Source organism: Paenarthrobacter sp. 2TAF44 (genome assembly GCF_052114885.1).
Taxonomy (GTDB): domain Bacteria; phylum Actinomycetota; class Actinomycetes; order Actinomycetales; family Micrococcaceae; genus Arthrobacter.
Genome location: NZ_JBFRFP010000008.1, coordinates 154012 through 175776 on the forward strand (window position 1 = coordinate 154012; position 21765 = coordinate 175776).

Consider the following 21765-nt stretch of genomic DNA (forward strand, 5'->3'; position numbering starts at 1 on the left):
TCCGAATCAATACTGTGACAGCTGGCGCCGTTGTGAATGTCCATAACGGCGCCGACTGCTTTTTGGCTGGGATGTCAGAGCTCTGGACTAGGGTGAATCCATGCACAAGCAGCGCGTAGTCTTCGTCCACGGACTGGGGAGCTTTGGCGCCTCGGCATGGCCCAAGCAGCACGGTATGGCCCTGTCGTATGACGCACTTTTCCTCCGCCGGCACGGCTTTGATCCCGTGGCTGAACCGTTGGAATCCGACGTCGCTGCGGATGTAGGCATCGTAGTGGCTTCGCTGGTGGATTCTGGTGGAGGCCATGTGGTGGCGCATGAGCAAGGTGCAATTTCTGCCATGCTCGCAGCAGTTGAACGCCCGGACCTCGTGCACTCGCTGACACTTGTTGAACCGGCTTGTTTATCCTTGACGGCCGAGTTGCCTGCCACGACATTCCATCGTTCGCTCATGGAGCCGCTGTTTGATGTGCGGAGCAAGGTTAAGGACGCCGACTACGAACGCGAATACTTCAGGCGTGCATTTTCGGCCGAAGCCAGCGGGCTGGACACACCCGAAGCGCGCCGTTCCGCACGTCGCCTCCGGCTTCAGGCGCCTCCTTGGGAGGCGCCCCTGCACATTGTTCCTGGCGTTCCTACCCTTGTCCTGACAGGCGGGTGGGAGCCACTGTACGAAGAAATCGCCGGGTACCTGGAGGACACCGGTGCCCTCCGACGCGTAGCAGCGGGAGGGCACCGGCCCCAGGACTCGGTAGATGGAGACCGGATTATTCGCTCTTTTGTAGCCGATATTGTCCGGACGAGGTCAGTTAAGGTTTCCTGACGCTGCCCTCTTGGTGGAGGATATCCGGGTAGTGGGAAGCTGCAGCTCCGGCAGGTACACCTTGCCGCCCGACGCCAGGAATTCTTCGCTCTTTTCCCGCATGCCGTCGTATATCCCTGCAATGGCGGCCTGCGCGTCGGCGGAACCGAACTCGTCCCTGATGTCTTGGCTGATGCGCATCGAGCAGAATTTGGGTCCGCACATCGAGCAGAAGTGCGCCGTCTTGGCAGGTTCGGCAGGAAGTGTTTCGTCGTGGAAGGCTTCGGCAGTAACCGGATCCAGCGACAACGCGAACTGGTCCCGCCAACGGAACTCGAACCTGGCCTTGGACAAAGCGTCGTCGCGTTCGTTTGCGCCCGGGTGTCCCTTGGCGAGGTCCGCTGCGTGCGCTGCGATCTTGTACGTGATCACACCGGTCTTCACATCATCCTTGTTCGGCAGTCCCAGGTGTTCCTTGGGCGTTACGTAGCAGAGCATGGCCGTGCCGTACCGCGCAATTTCCGTTGCGCCGATTGCCGAGGTGATGTGGTCATAGCCAGGAGCGACGTCCGTGACCAGCGGTCCCAAGGTGTAGAAGGGGGCACCTTTGCACAGTTCCTGTTGGCGCTCCACGTTCTCGCGGACCAAGTGGAAGGGAATGTGTCCGGGTCCTTCAACCATCACCTGCACATCGAATTCCCAAGCCCGCTGGGTCAGCTCTGCAAGCGTATCGAGCTCGGCGAACTGCGCGGCGTCGTTGGCGTCAGCCGTGGCACCGGGGCGCAATCCGTCGCCCAGGGAGAATGCGACGTCGTACTTGGCGAAGATTTCACAGAGCTCATCAAAATGCGTGTAGAGGAAGTTCTCCTCGTGGTGCGCCAAGCACCACCCGGCCATGATCGAGCCGCCACGGGAGACGATGCCTGTCACACGGTTTGCCGTCAAGGGCACGTAGCGCAGGAGCACCCCGGCGTGGATGGTCATGTAGTCAACGCCTTGTTCACACTGCTCTATTACGGTGTCCCGGAAGATTTCCCACGTGAGTTTGTTGGCTTCACCGTTGACCTTCTCCAGGGCCTGGTAGATGGGCACGGTGCCGATCGGAACGGGGGAGTTGCGGATGATCCATTCGCGGGTTGTATGGATGTCGTCTCCGGTGGAGAGGTCCATGACGGTATCGGCACCCCACTGGGTTGCCCATTGCAGCTTGTCAACTTCCTCGGCGATGGAACTGGTGACGGCCGAGTTTCCAATGTTGGCGTTGATCTTGACCAGGAAGGCCTTGCCAATGATCATGGGCTCGGACTCGGGGTGGTTGATGTTGTTGGGGATGATGGCGCGCCCGGCAGCCACTTCGCTGCGGACCAGCTCAACGTCGCAGTTCTCCCTCAGCGCCACAAACTGCATTTCCGGCGTGACGATGCCTTGTTTGGCATAGTGCATCTGGGTGACGGTCTTACCTTCGACGGCGCGGCGGGGCACCGGTTGCGTTCCCTTCCATTCCTGGGATGCTGCGCCGCGGCGTACGGCTGATTTGCCGTCGTCGAGCAAGTTCCTCTCCCGTCCGGAGTATGCCTCGGTATCTCCTCGGGCTTCGATCCATCCGGTGCGGAACGGTTCAAGGCCCACCACGGGGTCACTGCCCGGTCCGGCAGTTCGGTATACCTGAAGTGGTTCATTGGCCTCACCGTTGGGGGAGGGCTCCAAGGCAATCTCCGTAACGGGGACGCGGATACCATGTGCCGGGTCTTCCAGCCACGCCAACGAGTGGGATTTCAGTGACTGTGTGACGGTTTCCGTCGTCTTTTCGCTGATGTTGGCCTGGTTTTCGGCAGGGCTGTGCTGTGTTTCGGTGGTGCTCAAAGGATTACTCACTTCCTTCGCCGGCATTACCCGGACAGGTTCAACGGTCGCAGACTGCTTCAGTCCGATCTCAGCCCCTGCAGGGGCCCCCGTGTGGTCGTAGACGAAGCTACCACAGCTCTCATCGGGGACACAGTCATCGTCGTAGCGCTTACCCATCCCGGAGGTTTGTGGCATGTCGGCAGATTAGTCTTTTGGCATGGCCTACATCATCGAATTCACCGGTCCAGTGCTTGTGGCAGGCGACGATCAACGGCACGGGCTCTGGTCCGTTGATGGCAAACTCACGTTCGAACGTCCAGTCGCTGCGCCGGATTCCGTGCTGGATGGATGGGTCCTTCCTGGTTTTGTGGACGCCCATTGCCACATTGGACTTGGGGTCGGCGGGGCCGTTGATGAGCAGACAACTCTTGCCCAGGCGCAGGCCGACCTGAAAGCCGGCACATTGTTGATCCGTGACGCCGGCTCGCCAAGCGATACGCGTTGGGTTCAGCGCAGGGAGGATCTCCCACGGCTTCTTCGCGCCGGACGCCACATCGCCCGGAGCCGGCGTTACCTGCGTGGTTTGGGCCACGAAGTGGAGCCGGACGAACTCGTGGAGACAGCCCGCAAGGAAGCCCGGGACGGGGACGGTTGGGTGAAGCTCGTGGGCGATTGGATCGATCGCGGGACGGGAGACCTCTCGGTTTCCTTCCCTCGGAACGTCGTGAGGGATGCGATTGCGGCCGCACATGACGAAGGGGCCAGGGTGACGGCCCACTGCTTCGCTGAAGACACCATTGATGACATGCTCGACGCCGGGATTGACTGCATTGAGCACGCCACAGGACTCTTGCCCAGGCATATTCCCCGTCTTGTGGAGCAGTCTGTCCCGATTGTTCCTACGTTGGTTAACATCGCGACTTTTCCGGATATCGCTGCCCAGGCTGCCCCGAAGTTTCCGGTGTACGCGGACCACATGACCCGGCTTTGGGAGCGACGCCGTGAAAGGGTGCTGGAGGCCTTTGAAGCCGGTGTTGGCATCTTTGCGGGAACGGATGCAGGGAGCGTGATCAAGCACGGCAGGATCGCTGACGAAATGAAGGAACTTTACGACGCCGGCCTGCCGCCCACGGCCGTCCTGGACGCCGCCACGTGGGGCGCACGGAAGTGGCTGGGAGCCCAGGGCATCAGCGAAGGGGCAAGTGCCGACGTCGTGCTTTGCCGGGATGACCCGAGGAAGAACCTTGCAACTGTGGCGAGCCTGAACCATGTCGTCCTGCGGGGCAAAGTGGTCCAGTGGGAATAAATTGAAGCTTCAAGTAATTTAGATAAGTAGAACGTGCCGAAGGGCGGCCATCTATTAAATCGGGAGCTTGACATGACCACGACATCCAATCAGGACCTCCTTCCTGCCGAACTCACTATGGGCACCGTCATGCTCAAGGTTGGCGATATGAGGGTCATGAGTGACTATTACCAGCGCGCCCTGGGGTTGGAGATCGTGGCCGAGCAGGATGGCGGGCTGTACCTGGGGCGGGTGGGCAAGCCAGTAGTCCATCTCGCTCCCGCTGCCGGCCTGCAGATTCCAGGCCGTGGGGAAGCCGGGCTTTTCCATACAGCCATCCTGTTCCAGGACCAGCCTTCCCTGGCGGCCACCATTGCCACGGCCGCAGAGTATGAGCCGCGCGCTTTTGTGGGCAGTGCCGACCATTTGGTGAGCGAAGCGTTCTACTTCACAGATCCGGAAGGCAACGGCATTGAACTCTATTACGACAAGCCGCGCGATGTCTGGCAGTGGGATGGCAAGAATGTGGTGATGGACAATGTTGCTTTGCCGCCCCAGCGTTTCCTCCAGCAGCACTTGAATGAGGCGGCCGTGACTGGCCAGCGGGAAGCAGCTGCCGGCGTCGGGCACGTGCACCTTCAGGTAGGCGACGTGCAGACTGCCCAGGATTTTTATGTGGACACCCTGGGTTTTGAGAGGACGGCGGGCTGGCACGGGCAGGCGTTGTTTGTTTCTGCGGGCGGCTACCACCACCACATGGCGATGAACGTGTGGAACAGCCGCGGGGCCGGGCCCCGCAGGGATACCCTGGGCCTGGGCGAGGTCCTGATCGAAGTTCCGACTGCCGATGACGTCGCCGCACTGGCTGACCGGCTGAAAGTTGCGTCCGTGGCGAACCGCCACACGGGCCTGGAGCTGCAGTTCGAAGACCCTTGGCGCAACAAGCTGCGCGTGGCAGTGCGCTAAGCACCCTGGCGGGAAGCGCCCTCGCGCTGGCTTCCGAATGCAGGGGCCGGGACTGCACTAGGCTGGGCATTGACGGTATTTGCCCCCTGGGGCCCTTGCCGCCGCCCCGTCAGCACGAACGAATGAGAGCACTCTCCATGGGCTTTGCCGAAATTTTTGTAGCCACCCACGATGAAGCACTCAAGAGGGCAGCTGCCTTGGACCGGGGTGCCGACGTTACCGGCCCCGCCGTCAGGATCGATGGCATCACCGACTTTGAGGTCGAGCAACTGGGGGACCTTGCGGGCAAAGCCGTCCATGCTGCCGGTGCAGACTACGAGCTGGCGCTGGTGGATGTCACCAGCGACGCCCTCCTTGGCGTTCCCGAGGCGATGGTGAGGGCGCTTGCTGAACTGCTCACCTATGAAAGCGAAGGCGACGGGAACGTTCTCGACGACGTCGCTGCGGCATGGGCTGAGCAGGACGAGATGCCTTTTGGTGCGGATCAATCGCGTCAGTACGTGCAGCAGCTGGCTTCCTTGGCCACTGACGTTGAGAAGGCGGAGCGGTCAGGACTCTACGTCTGGTCTGTCTGACCGTTGGGCCCGGGAGTGGCGAAAGTCGTAATTACTTCCGGCATCTGGCACAATGGTCAGGTACTTGATTGGCGCGGCCCCTCTCTCCGTGACCAAATCTTGTCCTTTGGAACCCCTTAGTATGGCCCGCCCCACGGGTGCAGAACGTCGGGTTCAACCCCGTTTCAGAAACAGGAGTGACCACAAAAGTGGCCGTAAAGATTCGCCTTAAGCGCTTCGGTAAGATGCGCGCACCGTACTACCGCATCGTCGTCATGGATGCCCGCGCCAAGCGCGATGGCCGTGCCATTGAAGAAATCGGCAAGTACCACCCCACCGAAGAGCCGTCGTACATCGAGGTCGCTTCCGAGCGCGCCCAGTACTGGCTTTCCGTTGGCGCCCAGCCGACCGAGCAGGTTGCCGCGATCCTCAAGATCACCGGTGACTGGCAGAAGTTCAAGGGCCTGCCGGGCCAGGAAGGCACCCTGAAGACCAAAGCTCCGAAGGAAGCCTTCGTAGCCCCGGAGAAGGGTTCCGTCATCATTCCGGAAGCCATCACCAAGAAGGCCAAGAAGGACGAAGCCGAAGCTCCGGCCGAGGCTGAAGCAGAGACCACCGAGGCTGAGTAAATTGCTGGCAGAAGCGCTCGAGCACTTGGTCCGTGGGATCGTTGACAGCCCTGAGGATGTCAAGGTCAGTGCCAGGAACAACCGCCGCGGGGAATCCCTTGAGGTGCGCGTTCACCAGGAGGACCTCGGACGGGTGATCGGCCGCCAGGGACGCACCGCACGTGCATTGCGCACTGTGGTTGCAGCCTTGGCAGGTGGCGAGCAGGTCAGGGTCGACGTCGTCGACACCGATCGTCGCCGGTAAGCGCGCTCAGCAATACTTGTCTTAGATCCGGCCCCTTCACCGAATATGGTGGAGGGGCCGGATTGCTTTATCGATCATTTCACTTCCGTTGCTGCCTGGCAGCGCGGGCACAACGAGAATTCAGAGGAACCCATGCAGCTCCAGGTGGCCCGGATCGGCAAACCCCATGGCATACGCGGCGAGGTGACGGTGCAAGTGCTCACCGACGCCCCCTCCGAGCGCTTTGTCGCCGGAACCGAGTTCGTCGTGGAGCCGGCCTCTGCTGGCCCGCTGACTATCCGCAGCGCGAGATGGAACAAAGACATCCTGCTGCTGGGCTTTGAAGAGATCGGGGACCGCAACGCCGCTGAGGCCATCCGCGGTGCGAAGCTTTTCATCGAAACCGAAGAACTCGATGACGAAGACGACGACGAAGGCTGGTATGAGCACGAACTCGTTGGGCTGGAGGCGCGGGTTGGCTCACAGGTTGTGGGCAAAGTTGCCGCGCTGACCACACTGCCGGTTCAGGACTTGTTGACGGTCAGGACGGAGGAAGGGAAGGAAATTCTGGTTCCCTTCGTCGATGAAATCGTGCCTGAGGTCAACATCGAGGACGGGTTCATTCTCATCACTCCGCCTGCCGGTCTCTTCGAAATCAACGATGACACGGCTGAGGAGTCCAAGGACGGCGCCGGGGATGATGCCTGAATGAGGATCGATGTCGTCAGCATCTTCCCGGAGTACCTTGCCCCGCTTGAACTTTCGCTGATAGGCAAGGCCCGCCAGGATGGGCTCCTGGAACTTAACGTCCACGACCTCCGGACGTTCACTACTGACAAGCACCGGACCGTGGACGACACTCCTTATGGGGGCGGCGCGGGCATGGTCATGAAACCAGAGCCATGGGCACAGGCGCTCGAATCGGTTTCCGGGCCTGGTGAAGGCACCAAACCTGTCCTGATAGTGCCGTCGCCGGCAGGGGAGAGGTTTACCCAGGCCCTTGCCTACGAGCTCGCCGAAGAGGAACACCTGGTCTTTGCCTGCGGTCGGTACGAGGGAATCGATGAGCGCGTCATCGACTGGGCGCAAGGGCACTTCACAGTGAGGCCTGTAAGCCTTGGCGACTACGTTCTCAATGGCGGCGAAGTTGCTGTCCTGGCCATGGTTGAAGCAATCGGCCGTTTGCTTCCAGGCGTGGTGGGCAACCCGGAATCCCTCGTGGAAGAATCACATTCGGACGGCCTCCTGGAGTATCCGGTATATACCAAGCCATCCTCATGGCGGGAGCACGAGGTTCCTCCAGTCCTGCTGAGCGGCAATCACGGGAAGATAGCGCAGTGGCGGCGCCATGAACAGTTCCGCCGCACTGCCGAGCGCCGTCCGGATCTCCTTGAACACTTCGACGCCGGTCAGTTGAGTCGCGCGGACCGCAACGCACTCGCGGACCTGGGTTACGACGTCGTGGATGGTCGCCTGCGCCGCCGCACGGAAAGCAACACGTCACCGACGCGACTGTAGTACCCCGCTGGCCGCCGTCGGGCGTTGCGAGTCCGCATAGTTGGTCGGATGCTGCGGCATGTGGCAGAATTAACCCTTGTGTCTGCTGGGCCAGCACCTGCCACAGGGGGAGCGAAGCCAACAGCCGGACAACCCGGTGCCGCCAATCAGTGGTGGAACCGGACACCAAGAAACTTCGGCGGAGATTTCCGGTTGGCTTTGTGCCGCGGGCTTATCTGCCGTAACCCAAAGTGGATGACCTGTGGCGTTCACCAGGAGTGGATTAATGCATATCCTCGATAGCGTAGATGCAGCCTCGCTGCGTAACGATGTTCCCGAGTTCCGCGCGGGTGACACCCTCAAGGTTCACGTCAACATCATCGAAGGCAAGAACTCCCGTGTCCAGGTATTCCAGGGCTTCGTCCTGGGCCGCCAGGGTGACGGCGTTCGCGAAACCTTCACCGTACGCAAGGTTTCCTTCGGTGTCGGCGTAGAGCGTACCTTCCCGGTACACTCCCCGATCATCGACAAGATCGAGGTCGTCACCAAGGGTGACGTCCGCCGCGCCAAGCTTTACTACATGCGCGCACTGCGCGGTAAGGCAGCGAAGATCAAGGAAAAGCGCGACTTCGCCAAGTAAGTCCAGCGACTTACGCAACGGGTCCAGGATTCGTGCCCGGTTCGTTCCGGAGCAATCCGCAACGCAACAGGGATACGAGTCATGGACACATCAGAACGCCAGCCCCGGAAACAGGGCTGGCGTTTTGTTTTGCTGGCATTGGTCCTTGCCGTAGCCATCAGCGGCCTGGTCCGCTCCTTGTGGATCGACGTCTACTACATTCCCTCCGAGTCCATGGAGCCGTTGCTTGGCACTGGGGACAGGATCCTGGTTTCGCGGACGGCATTCACCTCAGAGCCCATCCAGCGTGGAGACGTGGTTGTCTTTGATGGGCGTGGATCATTCGCCCCGCTCAGCAGCGGTAAGGGTCCTCTTGTCGACGCGATTGCAGCGGCGGGCCAATGGTTCGGGCTCACTGGGAGCGATACAACATACGTGAAGCGTGTCATTGGGGTTCCGGGTGACCACGTTCAGTGCTGTTCCTCCGAGGGGCGCCTCACAGTGAACGGTCAGGTACTTGAGGAACCCTATGTGTACCCCGGGGACGAACCCAGCAAACAGAAGTTCGACGTCGAGGTCCCCGAGGACCGGCTCTGGCTGATGGGCGACCACCGATCCCGCTCTGCTGATTCCCGCGGATTGCTGGGAGCACCCGGCGGGGGAATGGTCCCGTTTGACCGGGTGATCGGCAGACCCGTCCAGATCATCTGGCCCCTTGATAGATTTGCAGAGGTGCCTCGCTCCGTGCAGGCCGAACCATCGAAGAACGGACAATAAATGCCGGACAAAGTTCCCGAGAATCCCGAGCGACACGACGACGACGCGCGGCTCTCGGATGGAACGGGTGGCGTCGCTGGAGTGGCTGAGCCCAGCCCGGTCGCCGACGCTGCCGCCGATGCCGGCAACAAAACCGACGAGGCTGAGAAGCCCCGCAGGAACCCTGCCCTGGGATGGCTGAAGGAAATCGTCACAGTCGTGGCCATTGCCGTAGTGCTCTCCTTCCTTATCAAGACGTTCCTTTTCCGGGCGTTCTACATTCCTTCTGAATCCATGGAAAGCACCTTGGACGTCAATGACCGCATCTTCATCAATCTGCTGGTGCCGGAGCCCTTCGCCTTGGAACGGGGCGACGTAGTGGTCTTCAAGGATTCGCAAGGTTGGCTTCCGGCGGTTCTGAAAAAACCGGCAGGCCCCCTTGATTGGGTAGGCGACACTTTGGAATTCGTTGGGTTGGCCGCTGACGACAACGAGCAGCACCTGGTCAAGCGCGTGATTGGGCTTCCGGGTGATCACGTTTCCTGTTGTGACGCGCAGGGTCGAGTCAGCATCAATGGCACCCCGGTGGACGAAACGTACATCAACCCCGCGGAAGTGCCACAGCCCAACCCGTTCGACATCATCGTTCCAGAGGGCAAGGTCTGGGTCATGGGAGACAACCGCAATCACTCGGCCGATTCCCGCGCGCACCAGGAAGTCAATGGTGGTTTCATTAATATCGAGGACGTTGAAGGCAAAGCCACGGTCATAGCCTGGCCCGTCAACCGGTGGACGGTGCTGGACAATTACCCGGATGTCTTCAAGAACGTTCCTGCGGGCACGTCAGGAAAGTAACGGCCATGGCAAGCACCCGGCTGAAAACCAAGACACCAACCGAAGTTCCGACCCTGGACGTCGAGCGTTCCTTCCTGTCTTCCGGGGTGCGTTTGCTGGCCGGCGTGGACGAGGTCGGCAGGGGCGCGCTGGCTGGCCCCGTCAGTGTGGGAATCGCCGTGGTCAACCTCGCGGATCATGCCCTGCTGGCGGATGTGCGGGACAGCAAGTTGCTCAAGCCCGAGGACCGTGACAGGTTGGAGCCTTTGGTCCGTGACTGGGCCGTAGCATCCGCAGTTGGACATGCCTCCGCCCGGGAAATCGATGACGTCGGCATCATAGCCGCCCTTCGCCTGGCGGGAACACGGGCCTGGTTTGAGATTCTGGCCGGTGGCATCACGCCTGACGTCGTGTTGTTGGACGGCAGCCACAACTGGCTTTCTCCGGAAGTTCAAGCTTCGTTGTTCGATACCGCGTACACGGGGCCCTGGTGTGAAGCTCCGGTGCACACAAAGGTAAAAGCGGATATGAGCTGTCTCAGCGTGGCCGCCGCCAGTGTCTTGGCAAAAGTAGCCCGCGATCGAATCATGGTTGATCTCCACGCTGAAGTACCGGCCTACGGCTGGAACGAAAACAAGGGTTACGCCACAGCAGCGCATCGCGACGTGATCAGGCTGCAGGGACCCAGTGCCTATCACCGGACGAGCTGGAACCTGACCGGGCCGGACGTGGTCTAACAGCCTGCTTGGCAGCGTCTGTCCTGCGGATGGCGTCCGGTGCGCGGCAGATGGTGCAAGATGGAACTATGAGCGCCGAGGACCTTGAGAACTATGAAACCGACATGGAGCTTCAGCTCTACCGTGAATACCGGGACGTTGTCGGTTTGTTCAGCTACGTTGTCGAAACTGAGCGGCGTTTCTACCTGGCCAACCATGTTGATTTACAAGCCCGCAGCGCAGACGGCGAAGTCTATTTTGATCTGACCCTGCAGGATGCCTGGGTTTGGGATGTTTATCGTTCAGCCCGCTTCGTGAAAAATGTCCGGGTCATAACCTTCAAGGACGTCAACGTCGAGGAACTACCACGAAATGAAGATCTTGCGTTGCCCAAAGATGGTGGCCTCGGAGATCTGGGAGACCTCGGCAACTAGCACCTGCAGCCGCGTGTACTCTTCCTCCACAAGGCTGATGTGACGGGTTTACCCACATAGCATCTGGGCCGTCTGTCACAAGCCGCTGCCAGCGTCAAAGCTGGATAGCGGAGGTGATGCTCATGAGAGCAAAAGACATTCTTGGCCGTAACGGCGAGGCGTTGGCGGCAGGATTCCTGGAAGACCAGGGCATGCGTATTGTCGATCGCAATTGGCGGTGTGCCGATGGTGAAATCGACATCGTGGCACTTGAGGGTGACACCCTGGTGGTGGCGGAGGTAAAGACCCGCAGCAGCCTGGACTATGGACATCCCTTTGAGGCAGTAGGTCCGGCCAAGCTGGGACGCCTGCATCGGCTCGCTTCATCGTGGTGCCGGGAACATGAAGTGAATGCTCCACGAAGACGCATTGATGTGGTCTCGGTCATCCACGACGGCATTGGGGATCCCCAACTGGAACACCTGAAGGGTGTTGGCTGATGGGGGTTGGGCGCAGCTACTGCATTGCCCTGGTTGGACTCAATGGCTACATCGTCGAGGTAGAAGCCGATATCGGCCAAACCCTCCCCGCATTCGTGATTCTGGGGCTACCCGATGCCGCCCTTAATGAAGCCAAAGAACGAATTCGGTCCGCGGCACAAAACTCGGGAATTCCTCTGAGCCGGAGGAAGATCACAGCCAATCTCATTCCAGCATCCTTGCCCAAACGTGGTTCGGGCTTTGACCTTGCCATCACCATGGCTGTTCTCCGTGCTGCGGAGGATATTCGTTCGATCGATGGAACAGTCTTCATTGCTGAGCTGGGTTTGGACGGCCGGCTCCGTCCGGTGAGGGGCATCCTCCCAGCCGTGATGGCTGCCGTTCAGGCGGGGTACCCGGAGATCGTCGTCGCCGAGGCAAACGTCGCCGAGGCAACGTTGGTACCGGGTGCTCATGTCAGGGGATACCGGACTCTCGCCCGGCTCGCCTACGACTTCGGTGCCGACCCCAAAGAACTCGCCCTGGACTACGACCCGCCCGCGGGTGATCCCGGAGATGAAAATGATGGCGCAGTGGGCATCGTGCCTGATCTTTCCGACGTTTCGGGGCAATCAGAGGCTCGGCGCGCGCTGGAAGTCGCAGCTGCAGGCAGCCACCATATGCTCCTGACCGGTCCACCAGGTGCCGGTAAGACGATGCTCGCGGAGCGTTTGCCAGGACTCTTGCCGGATCTTGCGGACAAGGCAGCAATGGAGGTTACTGCCATTCACTCCCTGGCAGCGGTCCGCTCATCAACCGGCACGTTGCTGCGGAGGCCGCCGTTCGAGAATCCCCACCACAGTGCCACCGCAGCTGCGATCATCGGCGGAGGCTCTGGACTTCCGCGCCCGGGAGCTGCCTCGCGGGCACATCGTGGAGTCCTCTTCCTTGACGAGGCTCCCGAGTATGAACGACGCGTCCTGGATGCCCTTCGGCAGCCATTGGAGAGCGGCGAACTGGTGATTCACCGCTCGGCAGGGACAGCGGCGTACCCCGCGCGGTTTCAACTGGTCCTGGCAGCCAATCCTTGCCCATGCGGCAAAGCCTCGGGCAAGGGGATGGACTGTACCTGCACTGCAATAATGCGCAGGCGGTACTTCGGCCGCATATCGGGTCCCCTCCTGGATCGCGTCGACATACAACTCCAAGTCGAACGCGTGTCCCTCGCCGATTTTGGGCAGGCAGGCACGGAAGAGGGAACGGAAGCTGTTGCGGGACGGGTACTGGCTGCGAGGCAGAGACAGGCCGATCGCTTGGGGGCTTTTGGCATTGAAACCAATTCCCAAGTGCCGGGACGCACCCTGCGCGGGGAACTGAGGCTGCCACCGGGCGCCACCCGCATCCTGGACACGGCACTGGAGCGGGGCATCCTCACAGCCCGAGGCTATGACCGTGTCCTTCGGTTGGCGTGGACACTGGCAGACCTGGACCATAGCAAGACTCCTACTGCAGACCACATCGGACAAGCGCTCGGCCTCCGGCAAGCAACGGCGATGGCATGAAGGACAACGTGACGAAGGACGGAATGACAACCGAAGGCGCAAGGGGAACCGTGTTGGGGAAGCTGGAAAAGGAAAGGCTTGCACGGGCAGCATTGGCGCGTCTGATGGAACCACAGGATTCCGTGGGGCTCGCCTTGGTTCATGCTGTTGGACCTGTTGATGCCCTTGGTATCGTGACAGGCGAACTCGCTGCAGGCCCGCGCCTTGAACAAGAGATCTCCGCTTTACTGACCGAAAGCGGAGGTCCGGCTTCCTGGCCGGGGCTCACGGCCAGCAAGAGACGATGGGCTCCACGTGTTCCGGACCTCGCGCCGGACCGTGACCTGGAGACGATGAGGCGGCTCGGAGGCCGCCTGATTGTTCCCGGCGACGAGCTTTGGCCCGAGCAGTTGTCCGACCTCGGCCTCCAGGAGCCTTTATGCCTGTGGTGGCGCGGACACGAGCAGCCCCTTCCCTCAACGCGGCAGACCATCGCGTTGGTGGGGTCCAGGGACAGCACGAGCTATGGAGCGTCCGTGACTGGGGATCTTGCCTACGGCTTGGCCCAGCGTGGATACTGCGTTGTTTCCGGGGGAGCCTACGGCATTGACGCCCACGCCCACCGTGGGGCCCTCCGTGGTGGGGTGGCAAACGTACCGACCATAGCCATCATGGCTGGGGGAGTGGACCGCTTCTATCCCTCCGGGAACGAGGATCTTCTTCGTGCCGTCGCCAACCAAGGAGCCGTGATTTCGGAGGTTCCACCCGGATCCGCCCCTACAAGGTACCGATTCCTGCAGCGAAACCGCCTCATTGCTGCGCTCGCGGCTGTCACGGTGGTAGTGGAGGCACGTTGGCGGTCAGGCGCATTGAACACAGCCCACCACGCTGAGAGCATAGGGCGGGTAGTGGCAGCTGTTCCCGGATCCATTCACAGCGCGAACTCGGCGGGTTGCCATAGGCTGCTCCGGGATGGCGGGGCGATCTGTGTGACGGACGTCGGAGAAATTGCTGAACTGGCCGGCCGGAATGGCGAGGTGATGGTCTCCGAGAAGGATTCGCCGGCCGCACCGCATGATGGCTTGTCCTTGGAAGACCTGATTCTCCTGGACGCATTGCCGCTTCGATCGGCAAGTTCCGTGGAGAAACTCACGGTCGTTGCGGGCCTCAGCCCGGACTCTGTGCGTGCGGGCTTGGGTCGATTGGGACTGCTGGGTCTCGCATCCTCAGAACGGGGGGCCTGGAAGCGCACGAAGAATGCCTAGGCGGACGAGCAGCGAAGCATGTTGATACGCAGCGAGGGTCCATGTTGCTGGCAAGGTTGGAAGGGTGGACGCAGAATCATTACCAGCATCGCTAAAGAGCGCAGTGGAGGGTTTCGAACGCTACCTCCACGGTGAACGCGCGAGGTCGGCACATACTGTCCGCGCATATCTGGCGGATGTGTACAGCCTTCTCGGATTCGCGGTCCAGGAGGGACTACGCGATCTCGATCAATTGGAGTTGGGTTCGCTCCGCCGATGGCTGGGTGCGCAAAGTGAAGCCGGGATGGCCCGGTCAACTCTTGCCCGCCGTGCCGCCACGGCCAGGTCGTTTACCAAGTGGGCTCTGAGGGAGGAACTCATCGCCACGGATCCAGCCCTTCGTTTGCAAGCTCCTAAACGCGGGAAATCGTTGCCTGGAGTCCTCCAGCAGCAGCAAATTCTGAGGGTCGTGGATAGCCTTGACGCTGCTGCGGCAGACGGAGGTCCACTGGCCCTTCGGGATCGTGCGATGGTGGAATTGCTGTACGCAACCGGTGTGCGCGTGGGGGAGCTTGCCGGGCTGGACATCGATGATATGGATCCGGATAGAAGGACCCTTCGTGTCATCGGCAAGGGAAACAAGGAGCGTACCGTTCCTTTCGGAGTTCCAGCTGCCCTTGCAATCGACGATTGGCTCCGCAGGGGACGCCCGGCGCTGGTAACTGCCACGAGCGGCCCGGCTCTGTTCCTGGGCGTAAGGGGAAACCGCGTTGACCCACGCCAAGTCCGTGCCGTTGTAGCCGCCCTCCTGCAGGCGCTTGGCGATACCGCTGCAACGGGGCCCCACGCCTTGAGACATAGCGCTGCAACGCATTTGCTGGATGGTGGGGCTGATCTTCGGGCAGTGCAGGAAATTCTTGGTCACAGCAGCCTTGCCACTACCCAGATCTACACCCACGTTTCCGTGGACAGGCTTCGGAAGAGCTACCAGCAGGCACATCCGCGGGCCTGAAAATGACGCCCAAAGAGTTGCACTGGCGGAAAAGGGAAGGGTACGGCAAAATGAAAGCACCACGGCCGAACCTTCAATTTAGGGTTGAGGGTTCGTTTCGTGTCACAATCAAAGAGTCTTAGCTAATTGAATAGCCTGCAGGGTCCGTAAGAATGACAGGGCCGGGCAGCAACAGTAAACATCCGTCGCAGAGGTCGTTGGGGAAGACGTACCTACAGCTATGGAGGATGGAATGTCTGTTGCAACAACCCGCGGTGTCCTTTTCGTGCACTCGGCCCCTACGGCGTTGTGCCCGCACGTTGAGTGGGCCATCGGATCGGTCGTGGACAAGCGGACCGATCTTGAGTGGACCCCTCAGCCGGCTGCGCCCGGAATGTTCCGTGCCGAACTGTCCTGGACAGGTACGCCCGGCACCGGTGCCCAATTGGCTTCTGCTCTTCGGGGTTGGGCACATCTGCGGTACGAGGTTACTGAAGAACCGAGCCAAGGCGTGGATGGCGCACGCTGGTCGCATACCCCGGAACTGGGAATCTTCCATGCTGTCACGGATGTGCACGGCAACATCATGGTCGGTGAGGACCGCATCCGCTATGCCTATGAGTCAGGAGCCGGAGACCCGTCCGCCGTTTACCATGAGCTGTCATTGGCCCTGGGCGAAGCCTGGGATGAGGAACTGGAGCCCTTCCGCCACGCTGCTGAGGGCGCTCCGGTCCGGTGGCTGCACCAAGTCGGGTAGCAGCAACTCCTGACCGCCAAAACATTCCCATAGCAACAGAGAAGGGCCCACCTGATGGTGGGCCCTTCTCTTCACGTCACCGCATTCGGCGAACGCAGGTCTTAGACGTTGCGGACCGCGATGACAGCATTGTGTCCGCCAAAGCCGAAGGAGTTGCTCAGCGCCACGATGTCGCCCGCAGGCAAGTCACGCGCGGACGTCACGACGTCGAGGGGGATCTCAGGATCCTGGTTCTCGAGGTTGATGGTGACAGGTGCCTTGCGCTCATAGACAGCCAGGACAGTGAGGACCGCCTCTACAGCCCCGGAGGCGCCCAGGAGATGGCCCATCTGGGACTTGGTGGCAGATACCGCCACGTTGTCGACGTGAGCCCCCAGTGCGGCGCGGAGGGCCGTGTATTCAGGCCTGTCACCTACTGGAGTGGAGGTGGCGTGGGCGTTGACGTGGACTACGTCCTCCGCTTGGATCCTGCCGTCAAACATTGCGGCCTTGAGTGCGCGGGTGGCGCCGAGACCTTCGGGATCAGGGGCTGTGATGTGGTAGGCGTCGGCCGTTACCGATGTACCGGCAAGCTCAGCGTAGATGCGGGCACCGCGGGCGATTGCGTGCTCTTCTGCTTCGAGTACCAGCGCACCGGCACCCTCACCCATGACAAAGCCGTCGCGATCGATGTCATACGGGCGTGAAGCGCGCTCAGGATCGTCATTGCGACGGGAGAGTGCCTGCATGGACGAGAAGGCGGCCAAGGGCATCGGGTGAATGGCGGCTTCGGCGCCACCGCACATGACGACGTCGGCCTTGCCGGAACGGATCAGGTCCAAGCCAAGGTGCAGGGCCTCAGTACCGGATGCGCAGGCGGAGACTGGAGTATGGGCTCCGGCTCGGGCGCCCAGGTCAAGGCTGACAGCAGCGGCTACGCCGTTGGGCATGAGCATGGGAACGGTCATGGGCAGGACCCGGCGCGGACCCTTGTCCCTGAGCGTGTCCCAGGCATCAAGGAGCGTCCATACGCCGCCGATGCCCGTGGCAAATGCCACGGCCAGGCGGTCGTGGTCGATGTCCTGGATGCCTGAATCAGCCCATGCTTCACGGGCAGCGATGACACCAAACTGCGTGGACGGGTCCATACGCTTGGCTTCCACCCGGCTCAGGACTTCCAGGGCCGGCGTCGAGCACCGGGCAGCAAAGTGGACGGGGAGGTCGTACTTGGCCACCCACTCGTCTTCGAGTGTGCGTGCACCTGAGACCCCTTTCAGCGCGTTCTGCCACATTGTGGGGACGTCGCCGCCGATGGGAGTGGTGGCCCCCAGACCGGTTATGACTACTTTGCGTGCCATGCGATCACTCTCTGTCGGATCAGCCGTCCCATCTGCAGTTTTTGCAGGGGCGGCAGGAAAAACTTTGGGCGTTACTGCGGCTGTGCCGGGCACAGGATCAAAGACCCTGGCCCGGCACAGCTGGTACCAGGCTTAGGCCTGGGCGTTTGCGATGAAGCTGACGGCGTCGCCGACGGTCTTAAGGTTCTTGACCTCTTCGTCCGGGATACGTACGCCGAACTTCTCTTCGGCGTTCACGACGATGGTCATCATGGAGATGGAGTCGATGTCCAGGTCCTCGGTGAAGGACTTGTCCAGCTCGACGGCTTCGGTAGCCAGGCCCGTTTCTTCGTTGACGATTTCAGCCAGGCCGGCCAGGATTTCTTCGTTGCTAGCCATTGTTGGCTCCTTTTCTTGTTGTGCCGGCTATGCCGGAAAGGGGGCAAACCGCGGTTACGGTTTGGGTTTGTAAGTCATATTCAGTTGGCTGGAGGCCACAGGGCCAGTCCAGGTCTATGGCAGAACGACAACCTGGGCGCCAAAGACCAATCCGGCGCCGAAACCGATCTGCAATGCCAGCCCACCGCTGAGTTCAGGGTTCTCCTGAAGAAGGCGGTGCGTGGCCAGGGGGATGGAAGCAGCTGATGTATTGCCGGCTTGGGCGATGTCGCGGCCAATGAGGACGGTCTCGGGAAGCTTCAGCTTCTTCACCATCTCATCGATGATGCGCATGTTCGCCTGGTGGGGAACAAAAGCGGCGAGGTCGCTGGCTTCTATGCCGGCGGCGTCGAGCGCTTGCTGCGCTACCTTTGCCATTTCCCAGACGGCCCAACGGAAAACAGTCTGGCCGTCCTGGCGCAGCGTAGGCCAGACATCCTGTGTTGCAGAGATGATTGCGAGGTCATCTGTTTCGTCGGAGTGACGGGCCGATTCGCCCAGCTTCTTGACGTCTTCCAAAGAGTGGGTCATTCCAATTGCATCCCACTTGCTACCGTCCGAGCCCCACACTGAAGGTCCGATGCCGGGGGTGTCGGAAGGTCCAACCACTACTGCGCCGGCGCCGTCGCCGAGCAGGAACGAGATGGTGCGTTCGTGGTTGTCGATGACGTCAGAGAGTTTCTCGGCGCCGACCACCAGGACATATTCGGCAGCACCGGAGCGCACCAGCGCGTCTGCCTGGGCCACGCCGTAGCAGTAACCCGCACAGGCGGCGGAAATGTCGTAGGCGGGTGCCGGCGTCGCGCCCAATCGCTCCGTAAGGGCAGCGGCTGCCGAGGGCGTTGCGTAGGGGTGGGTCACGGTGGACACGATGATTGCACCCAGCTGGGACGGTTCGATCCCGGCCTGCTGGATGGCTTCGCGGGCGGCGCCTTCGGCCATGTCGATGACACTGACGTCAGCGGCTGCCCGGTGGCGGGTGATGATGCCGGTGCGCTGCCGGATCCATTCATCCGAGGAATCGATCCACTGGCAGACGTCGTCGTTGGTGACGATGACATCCGGACGGTAGGCGCCGATGCCCAGGATGCGGGCGTTCTCGTTCACCGTCGCTTTGTTCAGTACGGGGGTGCTCACGCTTGTCCCTCCAATTCAGCGAAAAGTGCCAGGGCCGCGGACAAATCATCCGGGGTTTTGACGGCAACTGTCTTGACCCCTGGCATTCCACGCTTTGCCAAACCAGCAAGCGTGCCGGCCGGAGCCAGTTCGATCACACCGGTTACTCCGCGGGCCGAGAGATTCTCCATGCACTGGTCCCACCGGACGGGCCTGGAGACCTGCGCAATCATGCTGTCGACGGCGGCAGAACCTGCCGTAACTTCCTTGCCGTCGTAGTTGGACAGCAGGGGGACAGTCGGGTCCTGCGGAGACAAGGAGGGCTTCAGGGCTTCCAGTGCGCTGACGGCGGGAGCCATGTGCGAGGTGTGGAAGGCGCCGGCAACCTTCAGGGGGATGACGCGTGCCTTGGCCGGCGGGTTGTCCGCCAAGGCCTTGAGCTGCTCGAATGTTCCTGCGGCGACAGTCTGGCCGGCTCCGTTCACGTTGGCGGGAGTGGCGCCCGATGCCTCGATGGCGGCAAGGACCTCAGCGGGGTCCCCACCGACCACTGCACTCATGCCTGTCGGGGTTACCGCCGCTGCGGCCGCCATACTGTTGGCCCGCTCGCGGACGAAAGTCATGGCTTCCTGCTCAGTGAGGACGCCGGCAAGGGCAGAAGCCGTGATTTCACCGACGGAATGCCCTGCAAGGACAACCGGAAGTGTGTTGAGTTCGACGTCGAACAAAGACTTGGCTGCCACCAGGCCCGCGGCCACGATCAGCGGTTGGGCCACTGCGGTGTCTTTGATGGTTTCTTCATCAGAGGTGGTTCCGTGGGCCTTGAGGTCGATGCCTGCGATCTCGCTCAGGGTGGCCAATTGGCCTTCGACGGAGGGGAGTTCCAGCCAAGGGGCCAAAAATCCAGGGGTCTGGGAGCCCTGTCCAGGGCAGACGATTGCAAGCACGTATCCAGCTTTCCAAATTGCCACGTGATCCACTGGTGTTTTCGTACACCAAGCTCACTGGGTCAGTTTGTAGGAAGTCTACAACGGTTCAGTTCTGTGAACGCGATGCGTGACGCTCGGGGGTGGCTTTGGGCTGGGCCGAAAGCCGGCCCACCACCAGGGCAGTTTGAAGTACGAATGCTTCCCTTGGGAGGAGCGGATCCCAGCCTGTCACATCGCAGACACGCTTCAAACGGTAGCGCACAGTGTTGGCATGGACGAACAATTCACGCGCTGTTGCCTCCAATGAATGTCCCAACTCAAGGTAGGTTCCCAATGTTTCCACCAAGCCGTTTGAGGCCGCCAGCAACGGACGGTAAATATTCTTGATGAGTGACCGCCGGGCCGCATCATCACCGGAAACAACGCGTTCCGGGAGCAAATCGTCCGCTGCAACAGGCCGCGGCGCCGAGGGCCAGGCGCGGGCGGCGGTAAGGCCAGCGAAGGCGGCCTGGGCCGAAGTGCTGGCCTCCAGCAACGAGCCGGCCTCCGGGCCATAGACGACGGCACCCGGCGCGAAAAGTTCACTGAGCTTGAGGTACGCCGTATCCCGGTCCTGGACGCCGCCGAGGATAAGAATGAGGCGGTCACCTTGGATTCCTACAAGCGCGTCTTCTGCGAAACGGCCGGCAGTCCGGCGTAAATCGCTAACGTAACTGGCGCTGGGCTCCGATGGCGAGTTGCCCACCATGACGGTGAAACGTTCCTGCGCTTTCCAGCCCAGGGCCGCGATTCTTGATCGAAGGGCGTCCGTGTTTTCGCCCCGCAGGATTGCATCCACGATCAATGCCTCAAGCCGGGTGTCCCAAGATCCCCGTGATTCCGCTGCGCGTGCGTAGACATCCGCGGCCGCGAAAGCCACTTCCCGGGAGTAACGAAGCACCGCCTCGCGCAGCGAAGGCTGGTCCGATTCAGGGGCGATCACAGGAACCTGGTCTTCGACGACCTCCACCACAATCCTGATCAACTGCAAGGCCTTCTGCAGGCTGATGGAGCGCGTCAATTCAGTGGGTGCATTGCCAAAGACGTCGGTCAGGATCCACGACGGCGAACTGGGACGTTCATACCAGGTCACAAAAGCGGCAATGCCATTTTGCGCCACGAGCCCCAAAGCGGAGCGTTCATCAGAGCTCAGCCGGCCGTACCAAGGCAGCGATTTCTCAAGCTGCCGCATGGTGCTGGTGGACAATTGCCCCACCTTGGCACGTAGCTGCCGCAGGGTCTCCGCCTTTTCCGGCGACAACGCCTGGGTTGCTGCTTTGCGCTTTGTAGTGATTTTGCTGGGCTCTGCCATGGAACGAGCATACGGTGCATCTCAGGCAAGCTCCATTTGTGCGAAGGCTACAACTTATGTTGTCGCTGGTCACGTCATGTTGCGCGGTGAAAAGGCTTGATTAAACGCCCGACGGCGGCCCCCACCTTCCGATGGAAGCCGCCGTCGCGGTTACTGCTTGAGTTTGTGCAGTCCCGGGCTACAGCCCAACTGCTCGTTTACTAAGCGTCGCCGCCTGCTCCGCCGGTGGTGCCCGCGTTCACATCCAGTAGCCGGTACTTATCGATGGCCTTTTCCAGCGCACCTTCTTCGACTTCTCCCTTGGCGGCGAGGAGTTGGAGGGTTTTGGCGACGATGGAGTGGGTGTCGTTTTTGAAGTAGCGGCGGGCGGCTTGGCGGGTGTCGGAGAAGCCGAAGCCGTCTGCTCCGAGGGAGGCGAAGTCGTTGGGGATGAATTGGCGGATTTGGTCGGGGACGGCTTTCAT

Annotated in this window: 25 protein-coding genes and 1 riboswitch; of the genes, 18 read left to right on the plus strand and 7 right to left on the minus strand. The window is 61.2% G+C overall.

All coding sequences use genetic code 11. From position 1 onward, the window contains the following. Window positions 1–100 precede the first annotated feature (100 nt). A complete protein-coding gene (locus AB4Z15_RS10205; protein WP_442017159.1) occupies window positions 101–823 on the plus strand; it encodes an alpha/beta fold hydrolase in 723 nt (240 codons plus the stop codon). On the opposite strand, the gene thiC is transcribed toward AB4Z15_RS10205, so the two are convergent. After that, entirely contained in the window at window positions 806–2665 is a 1860-nt protein-coding gene (gene thiC / locus AB4Z15_RS10210) for a phosphomethylpyrimidine synthase ThiC (RefSeq protein WP_442017160.1), read from the minus strand. The genes AB4Z15_RS10205 and thiC overlap by 18 nt on opposite strands. Beyond that, window positions 2661–2768, minus strand: a riboswitch (TPP riboswitch). Its footprint overlaps the gene before it by 5 nt. A 96-nt stretch (window positions 2769–2864) precedes the next feature. Between thiC and AB4Z15_RS10215 the strand changes: the two genes are divergently transcribed. The 17 genes from AB4Z15_RS10215 to AB4Z15_RS10295 all read left to right on the plus strand — a co-directional run bounded on the left by AB4Z15_RS10215 (window position 2865) and on the right by AB4Z15_RS10295 (window position 16151). Beyond that, window positions 2865–3953 carry an amidohydrolase family protein gene (locus tag AB4Z15_RS10215; RefSeq protein ID WP_442017161.1) on the plus strand — a complete coding sequence of 363 codons (1089 nt, stop codon included), beginning with the start codon at window positions 2865–2867 and terminating at the stop codon, window positions 3951–3953. A gap of 72 nt (window positions 3954–4025) precedes the next feature. Then, on the plus strand, window positions 4026–4898 hold the full coding sequence (locus tag AB4Z15_RS10220; RefSeq protein WP_442017162.1) for a VOC family protein: 873 nt from the start codon (window positions 4026–4028) through the stop codon (window positions 4896–4898). Window positions 4899–5020: 122 nt separating this feature from the next. After that, window positions 5021–5473 (plus strand): hypothetical protein, encoded by a 453-nt coding sequence (locus AB4Z15_RS10225; protein WP_442003956.1) that lies wholly within the window; start codon window positions 5021–5023, stop codon window positions 5471–5473. A gap of 188 nt (window positions 5474–5661) precedes the next feature. Continuing rightward, window positions 5662–6081, plus strand: a complete 420-nt coding sequence (gene rpsP, locus AB4Z15_RS10230) for a 30S ribosomal protein S16 (protein WP_017199647.1) — start codon at window positions 5662–5664, stop codon at window positions 6079–6081. A gap of 1 nt (window position 6082) precedes the next feature. Beyond that, a complete protein-coding gene (locus AB4Z15_RS10235; RefSeq protein ID WP_144659985.1) occupies window positions 6083–6325 on the plus strand; it encodes an RNA-binding protein in 243 nt (80 codons plus the stop codon). Between the two features lie 132 nt (window positions 6326–6457). Beyond that, window positions 6458–7012, plus strand: a complete 555-nt coding sequence (rimM, locus tag AB4Z15_RS10240; protein WP_442017163.1) for a ribosome maturation factor RimM — start codon at window positions 6458–6460, stop codon at window positions 7010–7012. Then, window positions 7013–7822 carry a tRNA (guanosine(37)-N1)-methyltransferase TrmD gene (gene trmD / locus AB4Z15_RS10245; protein ID WP_442017164.1) on the plus strand — a complete coding sequence of 270 codons (810 nt, stop codon included), beginning with the start codon at window positions 7013–7015 and terminating at the stop codon, window positions 7820–7822. It begins immediately after the preceding gene. Window positions 7823–8087: 265 nt separating this feature from the next. Next, window positions 8088–8441, plus strand: a complete 354-nt coding sequence (gene rplS / locus AB4Z15_RS10250) for a 50S ribosomal protein L19 (protein ID WP_014922079.1) — start codon at window positions 8088–8090, stop codon at window positions 8439–8441. A gap of 81 nt (window positions 8442–8522) precedes the next feature. Further along, on the plus strand, window positions 8523–9197 hold the full coding sequence (gene lepB, locus AB4Z15_RS10255) for a signal peptidase I (protein WP_442017165.1): 675 nt from the start codon (window positions 8523–8525) through the stop codon (window positions 9195–9197). Further along, a complete protein-coding gene (lepB, locus tag AB4Z15_RS10260; RefSeq protein WP_442003960.1) occupies window positions 9198–10031 on the plus strand; it encodes a signal peptidase I in 834 nt (277 codons plus the stop codon). It abuts the gene before it with no gap. A gap of 5 nt (window positions 10032–10036) precedes the next feature. After that, window positions 10037–10747: a ribonuclease HII gene (locus AB4Z15_RS10265; protein WP_442017166.1), complete on the plus strand. Its 711-nt coding sequence runs from the start codon at window positions 10037–10039 to the stop codon at window positions 10745–10747. 68 nt (window positions 10748–10815) lie between these two features. Continuing rightward, on the plus strand, window positions 10816–11160 hold the full coding sequence (locus AB4Z15_RS10270) for a DUF2469 domain-containing protein (protein WP_216923842.1): 345 nt from the start codon (window positions 10816–10818) through the stop codon (window positions 11158–11160). 113 nt (window positions 11161–11273) lie between these two features. Further along, the gene (locus AB4Z15_RS10275) at window positions 11274–11639 is read left to right on the plus strand and encodes a YraN family protein (RefSeq protein ID WP_442017167.1); all 366 of its coding nucleotides are present in this window, start codon (window positions 11274–11276) and stop codon (window positions 11637–11639) included. After that, the gene (locus AB4Z15_RS10280) at window positions 11639–13180 is read left to right on the plus strand and encodes a YifB family Mg chelatase-like AAA ATPase (protein WP_442017168.1); all 1542 of its coding nucleotides are present in this window, start codon (window positions 11639–11641) and stop codon (window positions 13178–13180) included. The genes AB4Z15_RS10275 and AB4Z15_RS10280 overlap by 1 nt, the downstream gene beginning before the upstream one ends. Before the next feature lie 23 nt (window positions 13181–13203). Then, a complete protein-coding gene (dprA, locus tag AB4Z15_RS10285) occupies window positions 13204–14424 on the plus strand; it encodes a DNA-processing protein DprA (RefSeq protein WP_442017179.1) in 1221 nt (406 codons plus the stop codon). Between the two features lie 64 nt (window positions 14425–14488). Further along, window positions 14489–15415 carry a tyrosine recombinase XerC gene (locus AB4Z15_RS10290; RefSeq protein WP_442017169.1) on the plus strand — a complete coding sequence of 309 codons (927 nt, stop codon included), beginning with the start codon at window positions 14489–14491 and terminating at the stop codon, window positions 15413–15415. 232 nt (window positions 15416–15647) lie between these two features. After that, on the plus strand, window positions 15648–16151 hold the full coding sequence (locus AB4Z15_RS10295; protein ID WP_442017170.1) for a DUF3145 domain-containing protein: 504 nt from the start codon (window positions 15648–15650) through the stop codon (window positions 16149–16151). Window positions 16152–16252: 101 nt separating this feature from the next. Here AB4Z15_RS10295 and AB4Z15_RS10300 read toward each other — a convergent pair whose 3' ends face one another. From AB4Z15_RS10300 to AB4Z15_RS10325, 6 genes are all read right to left on the minus strand, one after another. After that, complete coding sequence (locus AB4Z15_RS10300; protein ID WP_442003965.1) at window positions 16253–17488, minus strand: beta-ketoacyl-[acyl-carrier-protein] synthase family protein; 1236 nt, start codon at window positions 17486–17488, stop codon at window positions 16253–16255. Window positions 17489–17620: 132 nt separating this feature from the next. Beyond that, entirely contained in the window at window positions 17621–17866 is a 246-nt protein-coding gene (locus AB4Z15_RS10305; protein WP_011692310.1) for an acyl carrier protein, read from the minus strand. Between the two features lie 114 nt (window positions 17867–17980). Next, window positions 17981–19042 (minus strand): beta-ketoacyl-ACP synthase III, encoded by a 1062-nt coding sequence (locus AB4Z15_RS10310; protein WP_442003966.1) that lies wholly within the window; start codon window positions 19040–19042, stop codon window positions 17981–17983. Then, window positions 19039–19968, minus strand: a complete 930-nt coding sequence (locus tag AB4Z15_RS10315) for an ACP S-malonyltransferase (protein ID WP_442003967.1) — start codon at window positions 19966–19968, stop codon at window positions 19039–19041. The genes AB4Z15_RS10310 and AB4Z15_RS10315 overlap by 4 nt, the downstream gene beginning before the upstream one ends. An 88-nt stretch (window positions 19969–20056) precedes the next feature. Continuing rightward, on the minus strand, window positions 20057–21301 hold the full coding sequence (locus tag AB4Z15_RS10320) for a PucR family transcriptional regulator (RefSeq protein WP_442017171.1): 1245 nt from the start codon (window positions 21299–21301) through the stop codon (window positions 20057–20059). A gap of 200 nt (window positions 21302–21501) precedes the next feature. Beyond that, a partial coding sequence (locus AB4Z15_RS10325; RefSeq protein ID WP_442017172.1) for a hypothetical protein occupies window positions 21502–21765 on the minus strand: 264 nt, incomplete at its 5' end.

Bases quoted from the DNA above. Each gene is read 5' to 3' on its own strand.
- lepB (WP_442003960.1), top strand. From the start codon at position 9,198: ATGCCGGACAAAGTTCCCGAGAATCCCGAGCGACACGACGACGACGCG.
- AB4Z15_RS10220 (WP_442017162.1), top strand. From the start codon at position 4,026: ATGACCACGACATCCAATCAGGACCTCCTTCCTGCCGAACTCACTATG.
- AB4Z15_RS10205 (WP_442017159.1), top strand. From the start codon at position 101: ATGCACAAGCAGCGCGTAGTCTTCGTCCACGGACTGGGGAGCTTTGGC.
- AB4Z15_RS10265 (WP_442017166.1), top strand. From the start codon at position 10,037: ATGGCAAGCACCCGGCTGAAAACCAAGACACCAACCGAAGTTCCGACC.
- trmD (WP_442017164.1), top strand. From the start codon at position 7,013: ATGAGGATCGATGTCGTCAGCATCTTCCCGGAGTACCTTGCCCCGCTT.
- AB4Z15_RS10300 (WP_442003965.1), bottom strand. From the start codon at position 17,488: ATGGCACGCAAAGTAGTCATAACCGGTCTGGGGGCCACCACTCCCATC.
- lepB (WP_442017165.1), top strand. From the start codon at position 8,523: ATGGACACATCAGAACGCCAGCCCCGGAAACAGGGCTGGCGTTTTGTT.
- rplS (WP_014922079.1), top strand. From the start codon at position 8,088: ATGCATATCCTCGATAGCGTAGATGCAGCCTCGCTGCGTAACGATGTT.
- AB4Z15_RS10225 (WP_442003956.1), top strand. From the start codon at position 5,021: ATGAGAGCACTCTCCATGGGCTTTGCCGAAATTTTTGTAGCCACCCAC.
- AB4Z15_RS10270 (WP_216923842.1), top strand. From the start codon at position 10,816: ATGAGCGCCGAGGACCTTGAGAACTATGAAACCGACATGGAGCTTCAG.
- AB4Z15_RS10295 (WP_442017170.1), top strand. From the start codon at position 15,648: ATGTCTGTTGCAACAACCCGCGGTGTCCTTTTCGTGCACTCGGCCCCT.
- AB4Z15_RS10305 (WP_011692310.1), bottom strand. From the start codon at position 17,866: ATGGCTAGCAACGAAGAAATCCTGGCCGGCCTGGCTGAAATCGTCAAC.
- rimM (WP_442017163.1), top strand. From the start codon at position 6,458: ATGCAGCTCCAGGTGGCCCGGATCGGCAAACCCCATGGCATACGCGGC.
- AB4Z15_RS10280 (WP_442017168.1), top strand. From the start codon at position 11,639: ATGGGGGTTGGGCGCAGCTACTGCATTGCCCTGGTTGGACTCAATGGC.
- AB4Z15_RS10320 (WP_442017171.1), bottom strand. From the start codon at position 21,301: ATGGCAGAGCCCAGCAAAATCACTACAAAGCGCAAAGCAGCAACCCAG.
- AB4Z15_RS10215 (WP_442017161.1), top strand. From the start codon at position 2,865: ATGGCCTACATCATCGAATTCACCGGTCCAGTGCTTGTGGCAGGCGAC.
- dprA (WP_442017179.1), top strand. From the start codon at position 13,204: ATGACAACCGAAGGCGCAAGGGGAACCGTGTTGGGGAAGCTGGAAAAG.